Below are 19,119 nucleotides of genomic sequence, written 5' to 3'. Positions count from 1 at the left end.
TTATTCATTCGTCATCATTCGTAATTGGAGTTTCATCTCGGCAATTTGCCAGTCAGTTTCGTTGTCGATGTCGTGGGCGTCCAGTTCTGAAATAACGATACCGCCCGCATTATCGGTAATTAGCCGATGACTTTTTCGAAAGGCGGCCACGTTGAAAAAATAGAATTGACCGGCATCATGAAAGGCAGGTTCTAAATCTTGTGATCGGGTGAGGGCATGTTCCGGATTAAACCAGGCTACTTTTGAATCGTGCAACCGGACGGCCCGTTGAATGGGAAAGCTGAACGGCTGAACTGGATAAACCGTATCAAACCTGTGCTCGGTCAATTTTGTAAAAGCCTGGTTGAGCAGGTTTGATGTGACAAACGGAGCAGTAGGGTAGAGGCAGCAGGCATACTCGAACAGGTGTCCTTGTTCGGCATATTGATTAAGTACTTCCTGTAGCACATCGGCTGTGGTGGCAAAATCATCGGACGTTTTGGGCTGGCGCAAAAACGGGATGGAAGCGCCATATTGTTGGGCAATATCCGCAATTTCGGCATCATCGGTCGAGACCATTACCTCATTGAACAAACCCGATCCGAATGCTGCCTGAATGGCATAGGCTATGATCGGTTTGCCCAGAAAGGGGCGAATGTTTTTACGCGGAATCCGTTTGCTGCCCCCTCGTGCTGTGATGATTGCAACGGTGCTCATAAGCCTATGAATTCGTTGACGCAAGAAATGACATACTGCTGCTCAGCGTCGGTCAGGGTCGGAAACATCGGAAGGCTCAGGCAACGGGCGTAATAGTGTTCGGATTTTGGGAAATCACCCGGTTTCCAGCCAAACTGCCGATAGTAGGGCATCAGGTGTACGGGGATGTAATGTACCTGCGCCATGATCTGTTTGGTTCGCAGAAAGTCGTATAGGCCTTTGCGGTCGTCCACCTGAATGACGTACAGATGGTAAGCATGCGTGCTGTTGGCAGGTGGAGCTATTGTCGTAATAATGGTTCCGGCGAAGGCTTCGTCGTAACGTTTGGCAATTTCCTGCCGTCGGGCCATCATATCGTCGGCACGATTTAACTGGCTCATACCCAGAGCGGCCTGCATGTCGGTCAGTCGGTAGTTATAGCCCAGCTCCTGCAACTGCATATACCAGCCTCCGCGTTCAGGTTCGCCGGGGTAGGGCTCAACCAGTTCATCAGGTTTGTTGGTAATACCGTGTGTGCGTAACCGAAGCAGGTGTTTATAAAGGGTTTCGTCGTTGGTGGTAATCATACCACCCTCACCAGCCGCAATGTGTTTGACCGGATGAAAACTGAAAATGGCCAGTTCGGCCAGCGACCCGTCCCCACACCGATGGACCGTTCCTTCTGTGTCGGTAAATGAGCCACCCGGTGCATGACAGGCATCTTCCAGAATCCACAGACCATACTCATCGGCTAATTCCCGAAAAGCGGCTAAATCGACTGGATAACCCGCAAAATCGACCGGAATAATACCCGAAAAATAGCCTTTGGGGTGTTGCTCAAGCAGTGTTCGCACCGCGTTTATATCGAGTACGGCGGTGGTAGGGTCGATGTCGGCAAAGTACACCTCACCCCCGCAGTACCGAACGCAGTTGGCAGAAGCGGAAAACGTGATGGGGGTTGTAATGACGCGTGTACCTTCGGTAACACCCAGAGCCAGGCAAGCGAGGTGCAACGCGGCCGTTCCATTGGCAACAGCTACCGCATACTGACACCCGATGTAAGCCGCAAAGGCCGATTCGAACGCTGCAATGTGTGGCCCCTGCGTCAGAAAAGGACCACGCAGAACATTGGCAACAGCGTCAATGTCTTCGTCTGTAATGTGCTGGCGGCCGTAGGGAATGGGATTCATAAATCAGTAATGCGGGAGAGAGCCCGCTTTAAGTGATTACAAATTGCGGATTCTCTCCCCGCATTACACTTGAAAATCAGGATCAACGTGTTGCCGAATCTGATCGCGGAGTTGATCGATGGTGAGCCAGTCGGTATTTGTACCGGAATTGTATTTGAAGCCCATCTCAACCTGACGACCGTTGAACGCTTGCATATACTCGTCGATGCTCCAGGTAGGTGTAGACGGGGTAATGACGTAATATTTATCCGTCTCGACGGTGTTGAGCGAGTCGGTTTCGGTGATCATTTCTTCGTGCAGTTTTTCGCCCGGACGAATACCAACTAACTTCTGTTCGCAGCCGGGGCCGATGGCGGTAGCGACATCCGTGATTCGGTACGAAGGAATTTTTGGTACGAAAATCTCCCCTCCCCAGGCATGTTCGAGAGCATGGAGGACCATCTCAACCCCTTCTTCGAGCGAAATGTTGAAACGTGTCATATCAGGGTGGGTGATCGGAAGAATACCTTCTTTTCGTTTATCCAGAAAGAAGGGTACTACCGAGCCTCGTGAGCCGATTACGTTGCCATATCGAACAACCGAAAATCGTAAGTCGCGGCTCCCTTTCATGTTGTTGGCGGCCACAAACAGTTTGTCGGAGCATAGTTTCGTAGCCCCATACAGGTTGATGGGGGCGGCAGCCTTATCGGTCGAAAGCGCTACAACACGCTGGACACCGTTGTCAAGTGCCGCATTGATGACATTTTCAGCACCGAACACGTTGGTTTTGATGCACTCCATCGGGTTGTACTCGGCGGCTGGTACCTGCTTCAGAGCAGCCGCGTGAACAATGATGTCGATGCCTTCGCAGGCCCGTTTGAGCCGCTCCGCATCACGTACATCGCCAATGAAAAAGCGGATGGATTTGTAGTGAGCATGTGGGTAATGCTGCGACATCTCAAACTGTTTCAGTTCGTCGCGAGAGTAGATCACTAAGCGTTTGAGATTCGGGTGCCGCTGGTACATCATTTCGACAAACTTCTTGCCGAATGAGCCGGTGCCGCCCGTAATCAGAATCGATTTATTGGTTAGATCAAGCATAGTCTTTATGGTTCATTCGTATACCCTTCGGTTTCGCGGACGGCCTTTAGCAAGTCAGCAAGTTGGCTTGTCCGTTCTGGTTGCTGATTGGCCAGATTAACCGTTTCACCGAGGTTAGTTTTTAAGTTATAGAGTTGTGCGTTAGGGGCATAGCCCGTTTCAATATTGACTTCCTGCATGTGTGCAGGGCCAGCATGTGCTTCAATGTATTTCCAGTCGTTCTGAATGATCGAAAGGGTTCCATTGAGCGCGTGTTCAATAACATAGTTCCGATTCTTTTTCGACTTTCCCAGAAACGTAGCCAACGAGTTAAAGCTATCCCGGGCATCGGTTTTTGATAGGGTTTGGCCGGTGAGAGCCGCAAAGGACGCCAGCAAATCAACCTGACTGACCAGCGCATCACTAACCCCCGGCTTGACCTGACCGGGCCAGCGCAGGATAAATGGCACCCGGGTTCCGGCATCGAAGGCACTGTACTTCCCTCCCCGTAGTGGTCCGGCAGGGGTATGGCTTCCCAGTTTTTCGACGGCCTGATCTTTGTACCCATCATCAACCACCGGACCGTTATCGCTACTTACGATAACCAGGGTATTCTGGCTGAGCCCCAATCGGTCGAGCGTTTTCAGGACTTCGCCCACACACCAATCCAGTTGCAGAATCACGTCGCCCCGTGGACCCATGCCGCTTTTGCCCGCAAACCGTGGGTTCGGCATACGCGGCACATGAATGTCGTGAGTTGAGAAATAAACGAAAAACGGACCTGTTTTGCTATCTTCTATAAATTGAGTCACTTTGCCAACCAGTACATCGGCCATGGTTTCATCGACCCACCGAGCCGTTTTTCCACCACTCATATACCCAATTCGACTCACACCATTGACAATGGTCTGATCATGCCCATGTGAATAAGTCATTTTGAGCCGTTCTGGATGGGCTTTACCCGTCGGATCGGAGCCAATGGGGGTTGTATAACTTACCTGAATGGGATCGTTGGGGTCTAGACCAACCACCCGATGGTTTTCTACATACACACAAGGCACCCGGTCGCCGGTAGCGGGCAGGAGATACGAATACGTAAATCCGATTTCGAGTGGGCCGGGTTTGATGTCGCCGTTCCAGTCGGGGCCACCCTGTGGCCCTAACCCCAGATGCCATTTCCCCACAACGCCTGTTTTATAGCCCGCTTTTTGTAAAATACCAGGCAGGGTGGTACGATTAGTCGGGATAAGCAATGCGGCATCGCCGGGGGCAATGCCCGTTCCCGACTTTCGCCAGGCATATGAGCCCGTTAACAGCGTATAGCGTGAGGGCGTACAGGTCGACGAAGAGGCATGGGCATTGGTGAAACGAAGGCCCTCACGGGCAATTCGGTCAATATTAGGTGTGCGGATTTGGGTAGCTCCATAGCAACTGACATCTCCGTAGCCCAAATCATCGGCATAAATGAGTACGATATTTGGTCTTTGCTGCCCTACAGCCTCCAGGCTAATCAGCCAGAACACGCTAAAAAGCAGACTTAGTACGAGTTGGGGGCGGGAATGGTTCATGGGTTACTGACGGATTGGGGAAGCTTTTCGCGTTCGAACGCGTCAATATAGCTTTTCGCGCTGGCGTTGATCACTTTCACACCCTGGTAATCGGCATAGTCTCTAAGCACTTCGTAGCCCCGAAATACTTTGTGCAACGATAAAAACTGCGAAGCCATCGAAAAGGTACGCTGGCGTTGCGCATCGGAGTAAACAGGCTGATGCGTAACATCTTTCGGTTTGTCGTAAAAGTGAATCTGCTTAATCAGTAACTGGTTCTGATCATTGAGCCGGATTTGTTCATGCCAGGATGTATCGGCTCCGAATAGATAGATCCGTTCGAACTTCCGGTTGATCATCAGGGCCAATGCAGCAATGATGACCGTTTGCGCCTGCGGCATACCTAATCCTTTGGCATACAGCCAGTAAATCAGGCTCCGAAAGCCGCGTACAACAGTGTAATTGAAATAAACAACTGAAATAGCCGGATTGCTCTGCTCAATGGTCTTCAGCAGGTAGGAGCCCCTGGCAAAATGGGGTACATACAACGTCATGGGCCAGTTGACACGCTCGCGGAAAGAGGCCAGGGTTTGTCGGATGTCGTCGCGGTCGGTAGTATGCTCTGTAAAAACGAAGTAATTGGGGTCTGAAATAATGTAATTCTGAGGCTGTAATCGAGTAAAAATGTCGGCGTGGGCAAAGTTGTTGACGCAGACAATTTCGGTTTGTCGGATAAAATCAAATTGGTCGGCCAGGGATTCGTTGAGTGACGGACCATTGCCTAAAACCGAACAAACGGGCTGTTGACGCGGGGGTAAATGCGTGGCATGTTGGAAACGTATGGCCACTTTCAGCAGCGATACCAGCGATGCGAATACTGCATTCAGAAATTGACTAACCGAATTAAAAACTGCTTCAATCATGCCGTCGGCTCCGGGCGAGGGCTCCTTTTTTTTCTGTAAAATAACGAAGAAATTAGCAGACCGACACGAGTTGGTTTTTGGGAGTGGTTTAGAAGGGTTGAGTCGAAGATCAGGGAAGCAGGCGAAGCTTCGGGAAGATGGATTAAAGATCCTTCTCAAAAATTAGTTTTACAGATTCAGAAGCGCCCAGATTGCGCTTGAAGCGTATTAAACCTGGTTTAGGTGTATGGAGGTTGTCGAGCGATACGCCCAAATCAAGCAGTTGAATGTGGTGTTGCTGACAGTAAGCAAACAAGCCATCGAGCAGCAAGACCATCGGGCTGAACGTTTGATAGACGGGATTTGATGCGGGCAAAAAATAATAGAGAATGTCCTGACGAACACGCACGGTTATGGCAAGCGCTGCCAGATCTGATCCATCCGTAACGCTGAAAATCAAAAACTTATCGGGGAATGTACACAGCAACTCCGTAAGCCGTTCGGGAGATATATTGAAGCGATAGCCCAGTTTTTGCCGGGTTTCGGTGATAAACGTGAGGACGTCTGCCAGTACAGGGTTAGCCCAGTATTGAAAACGAAAATTAGCCCGCAGGCATTTACGAAGTCGTCGGCGCTCCTGGGGGCGAATTGCCTGTTCGAATGGTCGATTGCTGATTGATAAATGCAAATTTTGATGGGCTGCTACCAGGCGGAACCCATGTTCGAACAGTTTGGTGGTAAGGCGGTTTGCTTGTTGAGGGGCGTAACAATCAGGATAATTCACAAGTCGGAGGGTGGGCTTTTTGAGGAGCCTGACCGACGAAAGCAGGGTTTCCAAAAATTGATCCAGCACGGCATCGGGCAAGGTTTCGGTAAACTCAATCGAACCAAACGGAGCGGCTGTCGGACTGACTACCTGATTACACTGATTAAAAAAAGCACACCGAATATCGGTCTGTTGTGTGGACTGGTTAACAGCCGTTAGTAAGTAAAAATGGCCATCGGCCTGTTGTCGGAGGTGCTCGATTTCATTAAAGAAAAACCCATCCTGATGAAAGGGTGGGGTGTCGGACCGATGCGGATTATGCTGGAGTAAAAACCGATACGCTGCCATGCAATGAGCGGTTGGCTCATCAAGACGGAGACTGTATGGAAAAAGTAACCTGACCAGACAGAATTAGAATTTGACGGCCCGGTTGTTTTTAAAATGTGGAATCAAGCGTAACTTAGCCTTTGAGGTTCGGACAGAGGGATGGCTTATAGAAAGAAATCAACGGATGCAGGTAACGTTAGGAACGTATTTGTCGGGCTAACTGAGGTTACGCTTCGTCGGGTTGCACTGTGCTTTTGCCTGATTTTTTTCTGTTTATGGTCTATCCAAAAGGTAAAAGCACAGTGCCCTTCCATTACCAATACGACCCAGACCTCGGTAACGGTTTGTTCGGGTTCACTTGTCGATAGCTTACAGGTTAGAACCACCGCGTTCTGGCCTGATAAAATTGAACTGGTGCGCTTTGATACGCCACAGCTAAACCCTTATCAGGGGGGCGTATCGTTGGGTGAGTTGATTTCTTCGAATGGGATTGCGACCATGCGTACCGTTGCCTTTCCACCAAACACCGATGTTTCGGATAAAACCTATTACGTTTATGGACGTCTGAATCCACTGTCTGCTGACGGTAGCTGTCGTCCGTTTGCCCTGGTAACTGTCATCGTAAAACCACTGCCTCAATCTACGGTATTAGCCCAGGAAGCAACCTGCCAGAATTCGGTCTCTCTAGCCGATGGCTGGGTACGGATCAATGGATTTTCCGCAACCGACACGTACGAGCTGGCCAACAATGGCGTATTCTCCGGCTCCAGCCACCCGATTCCTACTGATGGCGTTGTCGTACAGAATCTTAAGCGGACAGGGAAGCCAGAAAGTTATATGGTGAGAATCTATAATGCATTTGGCTGTTTTGTCGAACGGTCGGTTTTGTTGGCCAATACCCTCTGTACTTGTCCTCCTACCCGATGTGTACCGATTGTCATTCGTAAAATAAAAGGAGGCCGCTCGGGTCAATAAGTGATCAGCCACTACATGGGTAAGTCCTGTCGTCAGGCTGTGGGTTGTGTAGGAAGATAAACCAGGAAAGTAGCGCCCTGGCCGGGTTGGCTCATAGCCTTGATGAAGCCCCGGTGATTTTCGGTAATCTTTTTCGCAATAGCCAGCCCAATGCCTGTTCCCGGATATTTTCCCTGACCATGCAATCGCTGAAAGGTACCGAAGATGCGTTCGGCATGTTGGACATCAAACCCAATTCCATTGTCCGTTACGTCAATGAGCGCGTAGTCGGATGGAGCGGCCAGGAGTAAAAATTCGGCTGGTAAATCCGAACGTTTTATGTGCGTACTTCGAATACGAATGTGGGGAACGCAATCGGGCTGCGTAAATTTGAGGGCATTCGAGAGTAGATTCTGAAATAACTGCCGGAGCTGGCTCTCATCGCCGGGTACGATGGCCAACTCCCCAATGTCTATCTGGGCACCTGACTCCTGAATGGACATATCCAGCTCATTGGCTACCGATTCCACAATCTCACTCAACGACTGCGGGCGCCAGGTATCCGATTGTAGGGTTAGCCGGGAGTAGTCGAGCAGGTCCTTGATGAGCAGCGACATACGCTTGGCTGCCAGCACCATACGATCGATAATGTCGGCACCTTCCTCGTCTAAATGGGGTGCATACGCCACTTTCAGCCGGTCGCCGAAGGAACGGATTTTGCGGAGCGGCTCCTGCAAATCGTGCGAAGCTACGTAACTAAAAGAGGCCAGTTCGGCGTTTCGGTTCGTTAATTCCTGATTTTTAGCCAGTAATTCTTCATTGACGGCCTTTAGGTCGGCTTCATATTTTGTCCGCTCCAACTCAAACTCGGCTCGTTTGGCAACAATCTTTAATAAGGAAGCAATGTATTCGGGTTGATCGATGGTCGATTGGTGCATAACCGTCAATATGCCAAACGCGTTGCCTTTTGTGTCATACAACGGGTAGCCGATGTACCCTTCCACATTAAACTGAACCAGGGTCTGGTTTTTGGGAAACAATCGGCGGCATTGGCTTGGGTATTTCGACAGTTGGCCCTGAATCACCTGCTCACATGGACCATCGGGCAAATCGTACTGAATATTTCCAACCGTTTGCCCGTAGGCTGTGAGGGCAATGGTGCGAATGGCAAATTGATTGGGGACGGGCTCAATCAGTTCGCCCAGAAAGACAAAATCCAGCCGGGTTTGTTCGGCAATGTATCTGACCAGAGAGTGAAAAAACTCATCACCAACCGTATACGTAGCAAACTTGTCGGAGAATTCAATCAGGAATCGTTGATCGACCTCCTGTTGGTCTAACTGCGATTTCAGCCGGATATTCTCACGGATAAGTGTATCGATTTGTTCTTGTAACGGAACGGTAGGCATCACGTCCATGGTGTTTAGAGTAAGCTTGCTTTAGATGGTAGCGAGGATAGGCATTCAGGATGCATTATAAGCAAAAAATAAACCAACTAGCCTTGAATGACGAACCGAAAGTAATTAATCGTTAACGTAATGGTAAGTTAAGTGGTCAAATACTTGAAAATGGCGATTCGAAAGAGGGATATACAGCTATTGGTTCAGTAACCGATTGGTTTGCGCTTGCCCAAATGGGCATACACGAGTTGAATGATCCCATCTTTCAGGCCCAGATCTGGTACGATAATACGATCGGCCCCTGCCCATTTCATCACCGAAATGTAAATGTCGGAAGCGGGTACAATCACATCAGCCCGGTCGGCATTCAGGCGGAGTCGATTGATGCGTTCGTCCAGACTGAAGCCCGAAATATAATCCCGTATGCGTTCAATCTCGTCGCGGGTGGTTTCTGTCTCCGATATTTTGGACGCCAGATTGAACAGTTTACTAATGTTGCCGCCTGTGCCCACGGCTACGATTTCCTTTGACGAATCAATATTCTCTTCGACCCAATCTTCAATTTTACGCCAGGCTCCTTTCGTTTCTTTACCTTCCAGCAACCGAACCGATCCTATTTTAAACGATTTTGAATTGATTTTCTGCCGATTTTCATAGACGTTCAATTCCGTACTGCCACCGCCTACATCAATGTGCAGGTACTGTTTTTCGTCCAGCGCCTGTACAACTACATTATTGATCAATTCAGCCTCTTTCCGGCCGTCGATAATGTTGATTTTTATGCCTGTTGCCGCTTCAATCCGTTTGGCCACTTCATGTCCATTCGATGATTCGCGCATGGCCGACGTGGCACAGGCCATATAATCCTCGACTTCATGGAGTTCCATGAGCAGCTTATAGGCCTGCATGAGTTTCGTGGTACGGGCTTCGCTTTCGGGGGTAAGTTCGCCGAAATTGAATACATCATGCCCTAGCCGAAGCGGGAAACGAACATATTCCACCCGTTTGAAACTAACCTGATTGTCATTGTATAATACCGTTGAGATTTGGAGACGAGCTGCATTAGAGCCGATGTCGATAGCTGCCAGTTTCATTCAGTAAAGAGCGAAAGAGTGAAAGAGCGATTGAGCGAGATTAAGTTTGGTAAAAAAGACCTCTACAGATCATTTCACTCATTCACTCATTCGCTCTTTCACTCTTTATGACTGGCCAAAGATACGCTTTTTTAGCACCCTAAAGCCTATTTCCCCGTGTATGTCGATTGACCACTGAGTAAGTCCTGGAAAGCTTAATAATACGTTTACCAAAAAATCAGTTAATTTTGGCCCCTGTTTGAACAGGACTATAGTTCATGACCATATTAGGTATTTCTGCTTTTTATCACGATTCAGCGGCTGCGCTAATCGAAGACGGCCGTATCGTTGCCGCAGCTCAGGAAGAGCGATTTACGCGTAAAAAGCATGACCCAGGATTTCCGGCTCACGCAATTCAATATTGTCTTCAATACGGTGGGGCAGACCTCAATAAATTAGATGCCATTGTCTTTTACGACAAACCGTTGCTGAAATTTGAGCGATTACTCGAAACGTATTATGCCTTTGCCCCTAAGGGCATACGGTCGTTTCTGATGTCGATTCCGGTTTGGCTGAAAGAAAAACTGTTTTTGAAGCGACTGATTCGGGAAGAGCTGGAAAAGATAGGGTATAAGTCATCCAGCAAAGTAAAACTGCTGTTTCCCGAGCACCATCTCTCGCATGGAGCCAGTGCGTTTTATCCATCGCCGTTCGAGCGGGCAGCTATTTTGACCATCGATGGCGTTGGCGAATGGGCAACGGCCTCAATCGGGCTGGGTGAAGGGAAAAATATTTCGATCCTGAAAGAACTGCGGTTTCCGCATTCGCTGGGGCTTTTGTATTCTGCATTTACGTATTTCCTGGGTTTCCGGGTGAACTCAGGTGAGTATAAATTGATGGGTCTGGCTCCCTATGGTGATCCTACGTCGCCCGATGTAGCTCGCTATATGGCGATCATCAAAGAAAAACTGGCTGATTTGCGACCCGATGGTTCTGTTTGGCTCAACCAGGAGTATTTCGATTATGCAACCGGGCTTACCATGGTGCATGATGAAAAATGGGCCGAACTGTTTGGGTTTCCGAAGCGTCAGCCGGAAGATGAGCTTCAGGCGCATCATTGCAACCTGGGGCTGGCCATTCAATACCTGACCGAAGAAGTGGTACTCAACATGGCCCGTGAAGCGAAACGACTCACGAACGCCGATGCGCTTGTACTGGCGGGTGGGGTAGCCCTAAACTGTGTATCGAACGGAAAGCTTCAGGCAGCAGGCTTATTTAAGGATATCTTTATTCAGCCTGCAGCAGGCGACGCGGGTGGTGCTCTGGGAGCTGCTTTAGCCGCATACCACATCTATTTCGGTAAGGAGCGCGAAGTTACCAAAGAGCGGGATGCTATGCGCGGTTCGTATCTGGGGCCAACTTTCTCCGATCTGGATGTGGAACTGATGGCTGTAAAGTATAAAGCCGTTGGTAAACACTTCGACAATTTCGACGAACTGAGCCGGGAAACGGCCCGATTGCTGGCCGAAGGCAATGTAGTTGGCTGGGTGCAGGGTCGTATGGAGTTTGGTCCTCGTGCATTGGGTGGTCGTAGCATTCTGGGCGATCCGCGCAATGCTGAGATGCAGAAAAAACTGAACCTGAAAATCAAGTATCGGGAGTCGTTCCGGCCGTTTGCTCCGTCCGTATTGGCCGAAGATTGCGCTGAATATTTCGATTATGACGGCATTTCGCCGTATATGCTCTTAGTGCATCCGGTAGCTCAAAAGCGTCGTACACCCGTACCGGCCAATTACGCTAGTTTCCCGCTGCGTGAAAAGCTGTATTACCAGCGGTCCGATTTACCGTCAATTACGCACATCGATTATTCGGCCCGGATTCAAACAGTGCATAAAGACACCAACCCTCGGTATTACCAATTGATTGATGCGTTCAAGCAACTTACCGGGTATGGCGTTATTGTGAACACCAGTTTCAACGTTCGGGGCGAACCCATCGTTTCCACGCCCGACGACGCCTATCGGTGTTTCATGCGTACCGAAATGGATTACCTGGTTGTCGGTAACTACCTGTTCGATAAGCGTCAGCAACCCGAATGGCAGGACACCGACAACTGGAAAGAAGAGTTTGTTTTAGACTAACGGGCGCTTACCGCCGAATGTGCTGAATTAATGCAATCAAAATTTGTTTCGAGTGGTATTCGTTTACTATTCCTGGCGTTCTTAGCGTTTCTTCTGTATTACGGAGATCGAATCCATGTGGTTCTGGATTACCCGCATAGAGGTCTTTTCGACAATGTTTACGTTCGGCTAGCCAAAATTGCCGTTCTGCTTCTGGTGATGATGGAGTTGGTTCGGCTGTATTATTACGGAGTAGTTAAGAACCCAAATCCGCCTAAGCTGATCGGAAATCTGGCTACATTGCTGGTGCCAACAGCCCTGTTGCTGGTGTTCGTCGAAATTATTTTCATGTTCATTGCGCAGAGCCAGGAGGGTGGGCTTACGTTGGCATCGCACATCTGGTTCGAGCGGTACTGGCCCCCCATGGTTGGCGATTATCGCGATACGCCCAGAACCGATACTCTGGGTAAGAAATTGGTGCTGGTCGTGGGCGATTCGTTTACGTCAGGACACGGCCTAAAACGGGCAGAAGAACGATACGGAAACGTTCTGGGCGAAAAACTGGGTAATCAGTATATAACCTATAATCTGGGTATATCAGGCTCAGATACCCGGAATGAATACGAACGACTGGTTAAGTTTGGTAAAAAACCAGATATACTGGTGTTGCAGTATTTTCCGAATGATATCGAAAAAGTGGCCCACGATCATGGCTTAGTACCGGCTTCGTTCGAGCCTTATTCCGATGTACCCCGGGTATTTCAGTCATTGTTCATCAAGTCTTATCTGCTCAACTACCTCTACTGGCAGTTTCCGCATGGCAACTTCGCTCCGTTCGATACGTATGCCCGCACGGCCTACGGAACGCCAGCGATTATTAACGATCATTTGAGCGATCTGGCTAAATTTGTGACGTATGCGAAAGAGCATAAGGCTCGGTTTTATGTTGTTTTATTCCCATTTTCGCATAATCTGGAGAAAACAACAGAATACGTTAAGCCAGTCGTTTCCTTCTTTCAGCAGAACAATGTACCTGTGCTGGAAGCGGGTAAACTGATGGGGGATATTGAACCGAAGGACCGGGTTGTTGGCCGGAACGATGGTCATGCCAGCGCTTTAGTGAATGCACGCGTAGGAGAGGCTCTGTTCAAGCTGGTTCAGTCCAATCCGGGTATGGGGCATATGACGTCAGATAGCAGTCGTGTTAAGCTTTAGCTTTTTTCAAGATTACTGGTTCAGTAAACAAGTACATAATTCAAATTAGATCATGGAATTTTTGCAGGACATTATCAAATTCATGCAGCAGCGTAAAAAATGGTGGCTGGCACCAATGATTATTCTGTTGCTGCTCATTGGTATTCTGATTGTTATTGGTGGCGGGTCGGCCGTTGCACCGTTCATTTACACGCTGTTTTAAGCATGGACGTTTCTGAAAAGGTAAAGGCCCAGTTGGTTATCGTAACTGGACTGGTAGTACTGTATTTTATATTCAAATCGCCCTGGTGGTTGTATGCTGCGGCTGCAGTAGGCGTGTTGAGCCTGGCGATTCCGGTCGTAGGGGATCTGATTGTGAAAGTATGGTTTAAAATCGCGGAGGTGTTGGGAAACATCAACGGCAAAATCATTCTCTCCATTCTGTTTTTCGTCTTTTTATGGCCTATTGCGATGCTCTATCGGCTAACGGCTAAGAATCCGCTGGCTATTAAGCGGACTGATCAAAAGTCGTTTTACAACGAACGAAATCATCAGTATACAAAAGAGGATTTAGAACAAACCTGGTAAGTAGGTAGCTGCCTTAAACGGGTTGTCGATACGAGATAGGCTCATTTCCAATCCGTATAGGCTATACGATTCGCTGAATCTTAGGGTACACTAGGTAGAGTGTACCCTATTTTTATCTATTTTTGCTTTAGGCTTATCCAGAAAGACGGAGGGACGGACCCGATGAAGTCTTGGCAACCCTTTCATAACCCCAGGGTTATTGGAACTCGGTGCCAATTTCCTCCCGGTATACAAACCGGGCCAGATAAGTTAGCGCTCCGCTACCTGTCTTTTTGGTGCCTAATCTTTTGCGGTTTTGGACTTTTTTAAGGACACTGATTGTTAGTATTCCTACAATCGCACTACATAACTGCCTTTGAAAACGATATACGAACTTCTGAACGAGCGAATTCTCGTTCTCGACGGTGCCATGGGCACCATGATCCAGCGGTATAAATTGACAGATGCCGATTATCGGGGGGAGCGATTTAAGGATTTTCCACACGACATAAAAGGTAACAACGATTTGTTGTCGATTACCAAACCAGAGGTGATCAAGGCCATTCATCGCCAGTATCTCGATGCAGGAGCCGATATTATTGAGACCAATACCTTCAGTGCCACCAGCATTGCTATGGCCGATTATTACATGGAGGACCTGGTTTATGAACTGAATTACCAATCAGCAAAAATTGCGAAGGAAGTAGCCGAGGAAGTAACCCGTCAAAATTCTGACAAACCCCGGTTTGTGGCAGGGGCTATGGGGCCAACTAACCGTACGGCATCGCTCTCGCCCGATGTGAATAATCCAGCGTACCGGGCGGTTACGTTCGATGATCTGGTCGATACGTATTATGAACAGGTGGGTGGACTGGTTGAAGGCGGAGCCGATTTGCTGTTGGTTGAGACGATTTTCGATACCCTGAATGCGAAGGCGGCTATGTTCGCCATCGATAAATATTTTAATCTGAATCCACAGCGGCCGGTTCTGCCCGTCATGATTTCGGGAACGATTACAGACGCCAGTGGGCGAACCCTTTCCGGGCAGACAACTGAGGCCTTTTTGTATTCTGTTTCGCACTTGCCGCTGTTGAGCGTAGGGCTAAACTGTGCACTGGGGGCCGAGTTGATGCGTCCGTATATCCAGACATTGGCCAAGGAAGCGCCCTTTTTTACGTCGGCCTATCCGAATGCTGGTTTGCCGAATGAGTTTGGTGAATACGATCAGACGCCCGACGAAATGGCCGCTCAGGTGGAAGGCTTTATCCGGGATGGCTTCGTAAATATCGTTGGTGGTTGCTGTGGTTCCACCCCCGACCATATTCAGGCCATTGCGCAGGCAGCCGCCAAACACGCCCCCCGGCAACGGCCACAGGCTGAACCCTATCAGAAACTGAGTGGTCTGGAACCGCTGAAAGTAACGGAACAAACCAATTTCCTCAACATCGGTGAACGCACCAATGTGACGGGGTCTAAGAAGTTTGCCCGGTTGATTAAAGAGGGCAATTATGACGAAGCCCTTAGTATTGCTCGTGGACAGGTTGAAGGGGGCGCTCAGGTAATTGACGTCAACATGGATGAAGGTATGCTCGATTCGGTCGAAGCCATGACCACCTTCCTGAACCTGATTGCCTCCGAACCCGATATTGCCCGCGTCCCGATCATGGTCGATTCGTCGAAGTGGGAAGTGATTGAGGCCGGTTTGAAATGCGTACAGGGCAAAGCTATCGTCAATTCCATTTCGCTGAAAGAGGGCGAAGAAGCGTTCATCGAGCGGGCGAAGCTCATCAAACGGTATGGAGCCGCAACGGTGGTGATGGCATTTGACGAAACAGGCCAGGCTGATTCGTATGAACGGCGTATCGAGATTTGCGAACGGGCTTATCGAATTCTGGTCGACAAGGTTGAGTTCCCTCCGCAGGACATCATCTTTGACCCTAATATTCTGACGGTTGCAACGGGGATCGAAGAACATAACAACTACGCCGTCGATTTTATCAATGCCACCCGCTGGATCAAGGAAAACCTACCTCTGGCTAAAGTAAGCGGTGGGGTATCGAACATCTCATTCAGCTTTCGGGGCAACGATGTCGTGCGTGAAGCCATGCACTCGGCCTTCCTGTACCACGCCATCCGGGCGGGTATGGACATGGGTATCGTAAATGCAGGCCAGTTGGAAGTGTACGACAACATACCCAAAGACCTGCTGGAACGCTGCGAAGATGTACTCCTCAACCGTCGGGACGATGCCACTGAACGGCTCGTTGAGTTTGCCGAAACGGTAAAAGCCAAGGGAAAAGCCGTAGTGCAGGACGAAAGCTGGCGGTCTGAGCCGGTCCGTGAGCGGTTGAAACATGCCCTGGTAAAAGGTATTACGGACTACATCGACGAGGATGTAGAAGAAATCCGTCAGCAGGTCGAACGGCCCCTCCATGTCATCGAAGGCCCGTTGATGGATGGTATGAACGTAGTTGGTGACCTGTTTGGTGCCGGTAAAATGTTCCTGCCGCAGGTGGTCAAATCGGCGCGGGTAATGAAAAAAGCCGTGGCCTACCTGACTCCGTTCATTGAGGCCGAAAAATCGGGTGGAGGCTCGTCGTCGGCGGGTAAAATTCTGCTGGCAACGGTGAAAGGTGATGTACATGATATTGGCAAAAATATCGTCGGAGTGGTGTTGGGCTGTAATAATTACGAGATTATCGACCTCGGTGTGATGGTGCCAACGCAGAAAATCCTGGACGAAGCCAAAAAACATAACGTCGATATTATTGGCCTGAGCGGACTTATTACCCCTTCGCTCGATGAAATGGTTGGTGTTGCGAAAGAGATGCAGCGTCAGGGATTTACCCTGCCTTTGCTGATTGGGGGCGCTACCACCTCACGAACGCACACCGCTGTAAAGATTGATCCGCATTACGACGGACCCGTTGTTCACGTACTCGATGCCAGTCGGAGCGTGCCTGTGGCGGGTCGACTGACCAGTGAACAGGTAGCAACGCGTAACGAGATTTTCAATGAAATAAAAGCCGAGTACAGCAAACTTCGCGACGATCATGCCCGCCGTCGGCAGGAGAAAGCCAGCCTGACGATTGACAAAGCGCGTGCTAACCGTGCGCCAATCGATTGGCAGAATTTCGAACCAACAAAACCTACCTTCCTCGGGAATCGCTATTTTGACGATTACGACCTGGCAGAGCTACGAGATTATATCGACTGGACGCCCTTCTTCCAGACCTGGCAACTACACGGCAAATACCCCGCCATCTTCGAGGATGCAACCGTGGGTAATGAAGCCCGACAATTGTTTGACGATGCCAACCGGCTGTTGCAGGAAATCATCGATGGAAAGTTATTGAAAGCGAAGGCCGTTGTCGGTTTTTTTCCGGCCAACGCTGCCGACGATGATGTGCTGCTGCATGAGTTTGAAGAACAGGTTCGTGAAATTCCCTGCGAGCGCCATGGATCGCATCGGCATATCGAGTACAAAATCAGCCGAGCGCAGTCACAAACGGCGGTAAGTCCGGTTGGCGAATTGATTTACGATACCAAAACGGTATTGCATTTCCTGCGTCAGCAGAATCAGAAGGCACCGGGCTTGCCGAACTATTGCCTGTCGGACTTTGTGGCTCCCCTCGAAAGCGGCCGCGAAGATTATATTGGTGGATTTGCCGTAACGGCAGGTATCGGCATTGAAGCGTTGCTGGAGAAATACGACCGTGACCACGACGATTACAACAGCATCATGGTAAAAGCCATTGCCGACCGACTGGCCGAAGCCTTTGCGGAGCGGATGCACGAACGTGTACGGACAGAATTCTGGCCCTATGCTACCGGAGAAACCTTCTCAAACGATCAACTGATTAAGGAGGAGTATCAGGGTATCCGCCCTGCACCCGGCTATCCGGCCTGCCCCGATCATACCGAAAAAGGGACGTTGTTTGAATTGCTGGATGCGGGGAAAATTGGCATCGAACTAACCGAAAGTTACGCCATGTACCCGGCCTCGTCGGTGAGTGGATTCTATTTTTCGCACCCTCAGTCGAAGTATTTTGCCGTCGGTAAAATCAACAAAGATCAGATACTGGATTACGCCCAGCGGAAAGATATGCCGGTTGACGAAATCGAACGATGGCTCGCTCCCGTGTTGAGTTATGATGCGTAAACGTGATAGGCGTTCACCAAGCATTCACACGAGAAAAGAGATAATTCGAATAGCAAAAACAAATAACCCTAGAGATAGCATTTCTAGGGTTATTTGTTTTTGCTGACTAAATAAAATCGATTATTCGCCAACAGTATTTAAAATCTGCTCTTTGAGCGAATCTCGTACCCAAAAACCTGCTTCAATAGTTAAGCGATTCAACAACTCTCGGAGATTACTGATTAGGCCGATCTGTTTTGCCTGAACTAAGATACCAAGTGTGCCAATTACAGATAAGCCGAGTCCTTGCGCAACTGCACGTCCTTTTTTCTCATCGATGATTAATAAATCTGCACTCATCTCTATTGCTAATACGATAGATTCTGCCTCTCCTGCATCTATCTGTTGACGAAGTAAATTGACATAGTCTTTTCGCTGAATCGCTTTTACATATACCCATTCTTCAGATAACAATGTTTCAACAGACTGATTAGCCATTTCTCGCAACTCATCGACCACAACTTGCGGAATAATAATTTGACTATAGAGCGCTGATAATAGATGTGTATGCTGAATATGGATCAGGTTACTCAGCGTGGTTGTATCACTAACGACCACCATGCTACTTTGCCTGATTTAGCCGACGAATGGTTTTCAAATCTTCCTGAAAAGCGACCTCATCGTAATTTACCGGAATCTGACGGCTTGCTAGTAAAAATTGAAACCGTATCCGATCTGTGTTAGCTAAACGGGCGGCCTGACCCATAGAAAGCTTACCCTTCTGATATAGAAGAACGGCTAATTCGGTTTTCACTTCTTCCTCACTCATATTGGCTTCGAGAAGGATGTCATCAGTGATCGTCATGGTTGATAAAGCTGTTTCTTGCGAATATACGTCGGAAATGACTTTAATCTACTTCGGAAGTTTAGCATGCCGACGCATACATAGCAAATGCCGAACCGTCAAGCCTCGGCGGATTATCTACGTCATAATTAAACGCAACACTATTCAGGTAGGCCGCTACCTGTAAACGCTCAACCAGTGTCTTAGGGCTATTTTGCGCATGATACCACTCGGCTTCTGCGTGCGTTCCGGCATGAAAAGCTGTACGATCTAAGCGAAATAGCATAATAGTTCGTAGTTATAGCTTGATGGTACATACATAAGAGTTCTGCTTCTATATAAACAGCACTCCCGGCCATG

General features: G+C 49.0%; 17 protein-coding genes and 1 riboswitch. Of the genes, 6 read left to right on the top strand and 11 right to left on the bottom strand.

Features of this window, described 5'->3' with window-relative positions; all coding sequences use genetic code 11:
• The 6 genes from pseF to B153_RS0128765 all read right to left on the bottom strand — a co-directional run bounded on the left by pseF (position 1) and on the right by B153_RS0128765 (position 6,487).
• Entirely contained in the window at positions 1-696 is a 696-nt protein-coding gene (gene pseF, locus B153_RS0128790) for a pseudaminic acid cytidylyltransferase (protein WP_020600224.1), read from the bottom strand.
• Positions 693-1,865 carry a UDP-4-amino-4,6-dideoxy-N-acetyl-beta-L-altrosamine transaminase gene (gene pseC / locus B153_RS0128785; protein ID WP_020600223.1) on the bottom strand — a complete coding sequence of 391 codons (1,173 nt, stop codon included), beginning with the start codon at positions 1,863-1,865 and terminating at the stop codon, positions 693-695. Before pseC ends, pseF begins: the two co-directional genes overlap by 4 nt.
• A 63-nt stretch (positions 1,866-1,928) precedes the next feature.
• The gene (pseB, locus tag B153_RS0128780; protein ID WP_020600222.1) at positions 1,929-2,945 is read right to left on the bottom strand and encodes a UDP-N-acetylglucosamine 4,6-dehydratase (inverting); all 1,017 of its coding nucleotides are present in this window, start codon (positions 2,943-2,945) and stop codon (positions 1,929-1,931) included.
• A 5-nt stretch (positions 2,946-2,950) separates the two neighbouring features.
• On the bottom strand, positions 2,951-4,492 hold the full coding sequence (locus B153_RS0128775; RefSeq protein WP_020600221.1) for a sulfatase family protein: 1,542 nt from the start codon (positions 4,490-4,492) through the stop codon (positions 2,951-2,953).
• Positions 4,489-5,394: a hypothetical protein gene (locus B153_RS0128770; RefSeq protein WP_020600220.1), complete on the bottom strand. Its 906-nt coding sequence runs from the start codon at positions 5,392-5,394 to the stop codon at positions 4,489-4,491. The genes B153_RS0128775 and B153_RS0128770 overlap by 4 nt, the downstream gene beginning before the upstream one ends.
• A gap of 142 nt (positions 5,395-5,536) precedes the next feature.
• Entirely contained in the window at positions 5,537-6,487 is a 951-nt protein-coding gene (locus tag B153_RS0128765; protein WP_020600219.1) for a GNAT family N-acetyltransferase, read from the bottom strand.
• A gap of 138 nt (positions 6,488-6,625) precedes the next feature.
• On the opposite strand from B153_RS0128765, the gene B153_RS36100 reads away from it, so the two are divergent.
• The gene (locus B153_RS36100; RefSeq protein ID WP_020600218.1) at positions 6,626-7,441 is read left to right on the top strand and encodes a hypothetical protein; all 816 of its coding nucleotides are present in this window, start codon (positions 6,626-6,628) and stop codon (positions 7,439-7,441) included.
• Between the two features lie 32 nt (positions 7,442-7,473).
• On the opposite strand, the gene B153_RS36095 is transcribed toward B153_RS36100, so the two are convergent.
• Positions 7,474-8,838 carry a sensor histidine kinase gene (locus B153_RS36095; protein WP_020600217.1) on the bottom strand — a complete coding sequence of 455 codons (1,365 nt, stop codon included), beginning with the start codon at positions 8,836-8,838 and terminating at the stop codon, positions 7,474-7,476.
• Between the two features lie 185 nt (positions 8,839-9,023).
• Positions 9,024-9,914: a Ppx/GppA phosphatase family protein gene (locus tag B153_RS0128750; protein ID WP_020600216.1), complete on the bottom strand. Its 891-nt coding sequence runs from the start codon at positions 9,912-9,914 to the stop codon at positions 9,024-9,026.
• Positions 9,915-10,171: 257 nt separating this feature from the next.
• Between B153_RS0128750 and B153_RS0128745 the strand changes: the two genes are divergently transcribed.
• From B153_RS0128745 to metH, 5 genes are all read left to right on the top strand, one after another.
• Positions 10,172-12,034, top strand: coding sequence for a carbamoyltransferase family protein (locus B153_RS0128745; protein ID WP_020600215.1), 1,863 nt, complete (start codon positions 10,172-10,174; stop codon positions 12,032-12,034).
• A gap of 30 nt (positions 12,035-12,064) precedes the next feature.
• The gene (locus tag B153_RS0128740; protein WP_020600214.1) at positions 12,065-13,228 is read left to right on the top strand and encodes an SGNH/GDSL hydrolase family protein; all 1,164 of its coding nucleotides are present in this window, start codon (positions 12,065-12,067) and stop codon (positions 13,226-13,228) included.
• A gap of 52 nt (positions 13,229-13,280) precedes the next feature.
• The gene (locus B153_RS38085) at positions 13,281-13,430 is read left to right on the top strand and encodes a DUF5989 family protein (RefSeq protein ID WP_020600213.1); all 150 of its coding nucleotides are present in this window, start codon (positions 13,281-13,283) and stop codon (positions 13,428-13,430) included.
• A 2-nt stretch (positions 13,431-13,432) separates the two neighbouring features.
• Complete coding sequence (locus B153_RS0128730; protein ID WP_020600212.1) at positions 13,433-13,795, top strand: SxtJ family membrane protein; 363 nt, start codon at positions 13,433-13,435, stop codon at positions 13,793-13,795.
• 130 nt (positions 13,796-13,925) lie between these two features.
• Positions 13,926-14,046: riboswitch (SAM riboswitch) on the top strand.
• A gap of 104 nt (positions 14,047-14,150) precedes the next feature.
• Positions 14,151-17,936, top strand: coding sequence for a methionine synthase (metH, locus tag B153_RS0128725; protein WP_020600211.1), 3,786 nt, complete (start codon positions 14,151-14,153; stop codon positions 17,934-17,936).
• Between the two features lie 120 nt (positions 17,937-18,056).
• On the opposite strand, the gene B153_RS0128720 is transcribed toward metH, so the two are convergent.
• The 3 genes from B153_RS0128720 to B153_RS37435 all read right to left on the bottom strand — a co-directional run bounded on the left by B153_RS0128720 (position 18,057) and on the right by B153_RS37435 (position 19,045).
• Positions 18,057-18,536 carry a PIN domain-containing protein gene (locus B153_RS0128720; RefSeq protein ID WP_020600210.1) on the bottom strand — a complete coding sequence of 160 codons (480 nt, stop codon included), beginning with the start codon at positions 18,534-18,536 and terminating at the stop codon, positions 18,057-18,059.
• 1 nt (position 18,537) lies between these two features.
• Positions 18,538-18,780, bottom strand: coding sequence for a UPF0175 family protein (locus B153_RS0128715; RefSeq protein ID WP_020600209.1), 243 nt, complete (start codon positions 18,778-18,780; stop codon positions 18,538-18,540).
• 61 nt (positions 18,781-18,841) lie between these two features.
• On the bottom strand, positions 18,842-19,045 hold the full coding sequence (locus B153_RS37435; protein WP_083928266.1) for a hypothetical protein: 204 nt from the start codon (positions 19,043-19,045) through the stop codon (positions 18,842-18,844).
• Positions 19,046-19,119: the final 74 nt, after the last annotated feature.

This window comes from Spirosoma panaciterrae DSM 21099, from assembly GCF_000374025.1.
In the GTDB taxonomy this organism is placed as follows: domain Bacteria; phylum Bacteroidota; class Bacteroidia; order Cytophagales; family Spirosomataceae; genus Spirosoma; species Spirosoma panaciterrae.
This window is presented reverse-complemented; position numbering and strand designations above follow the sequence as displayed.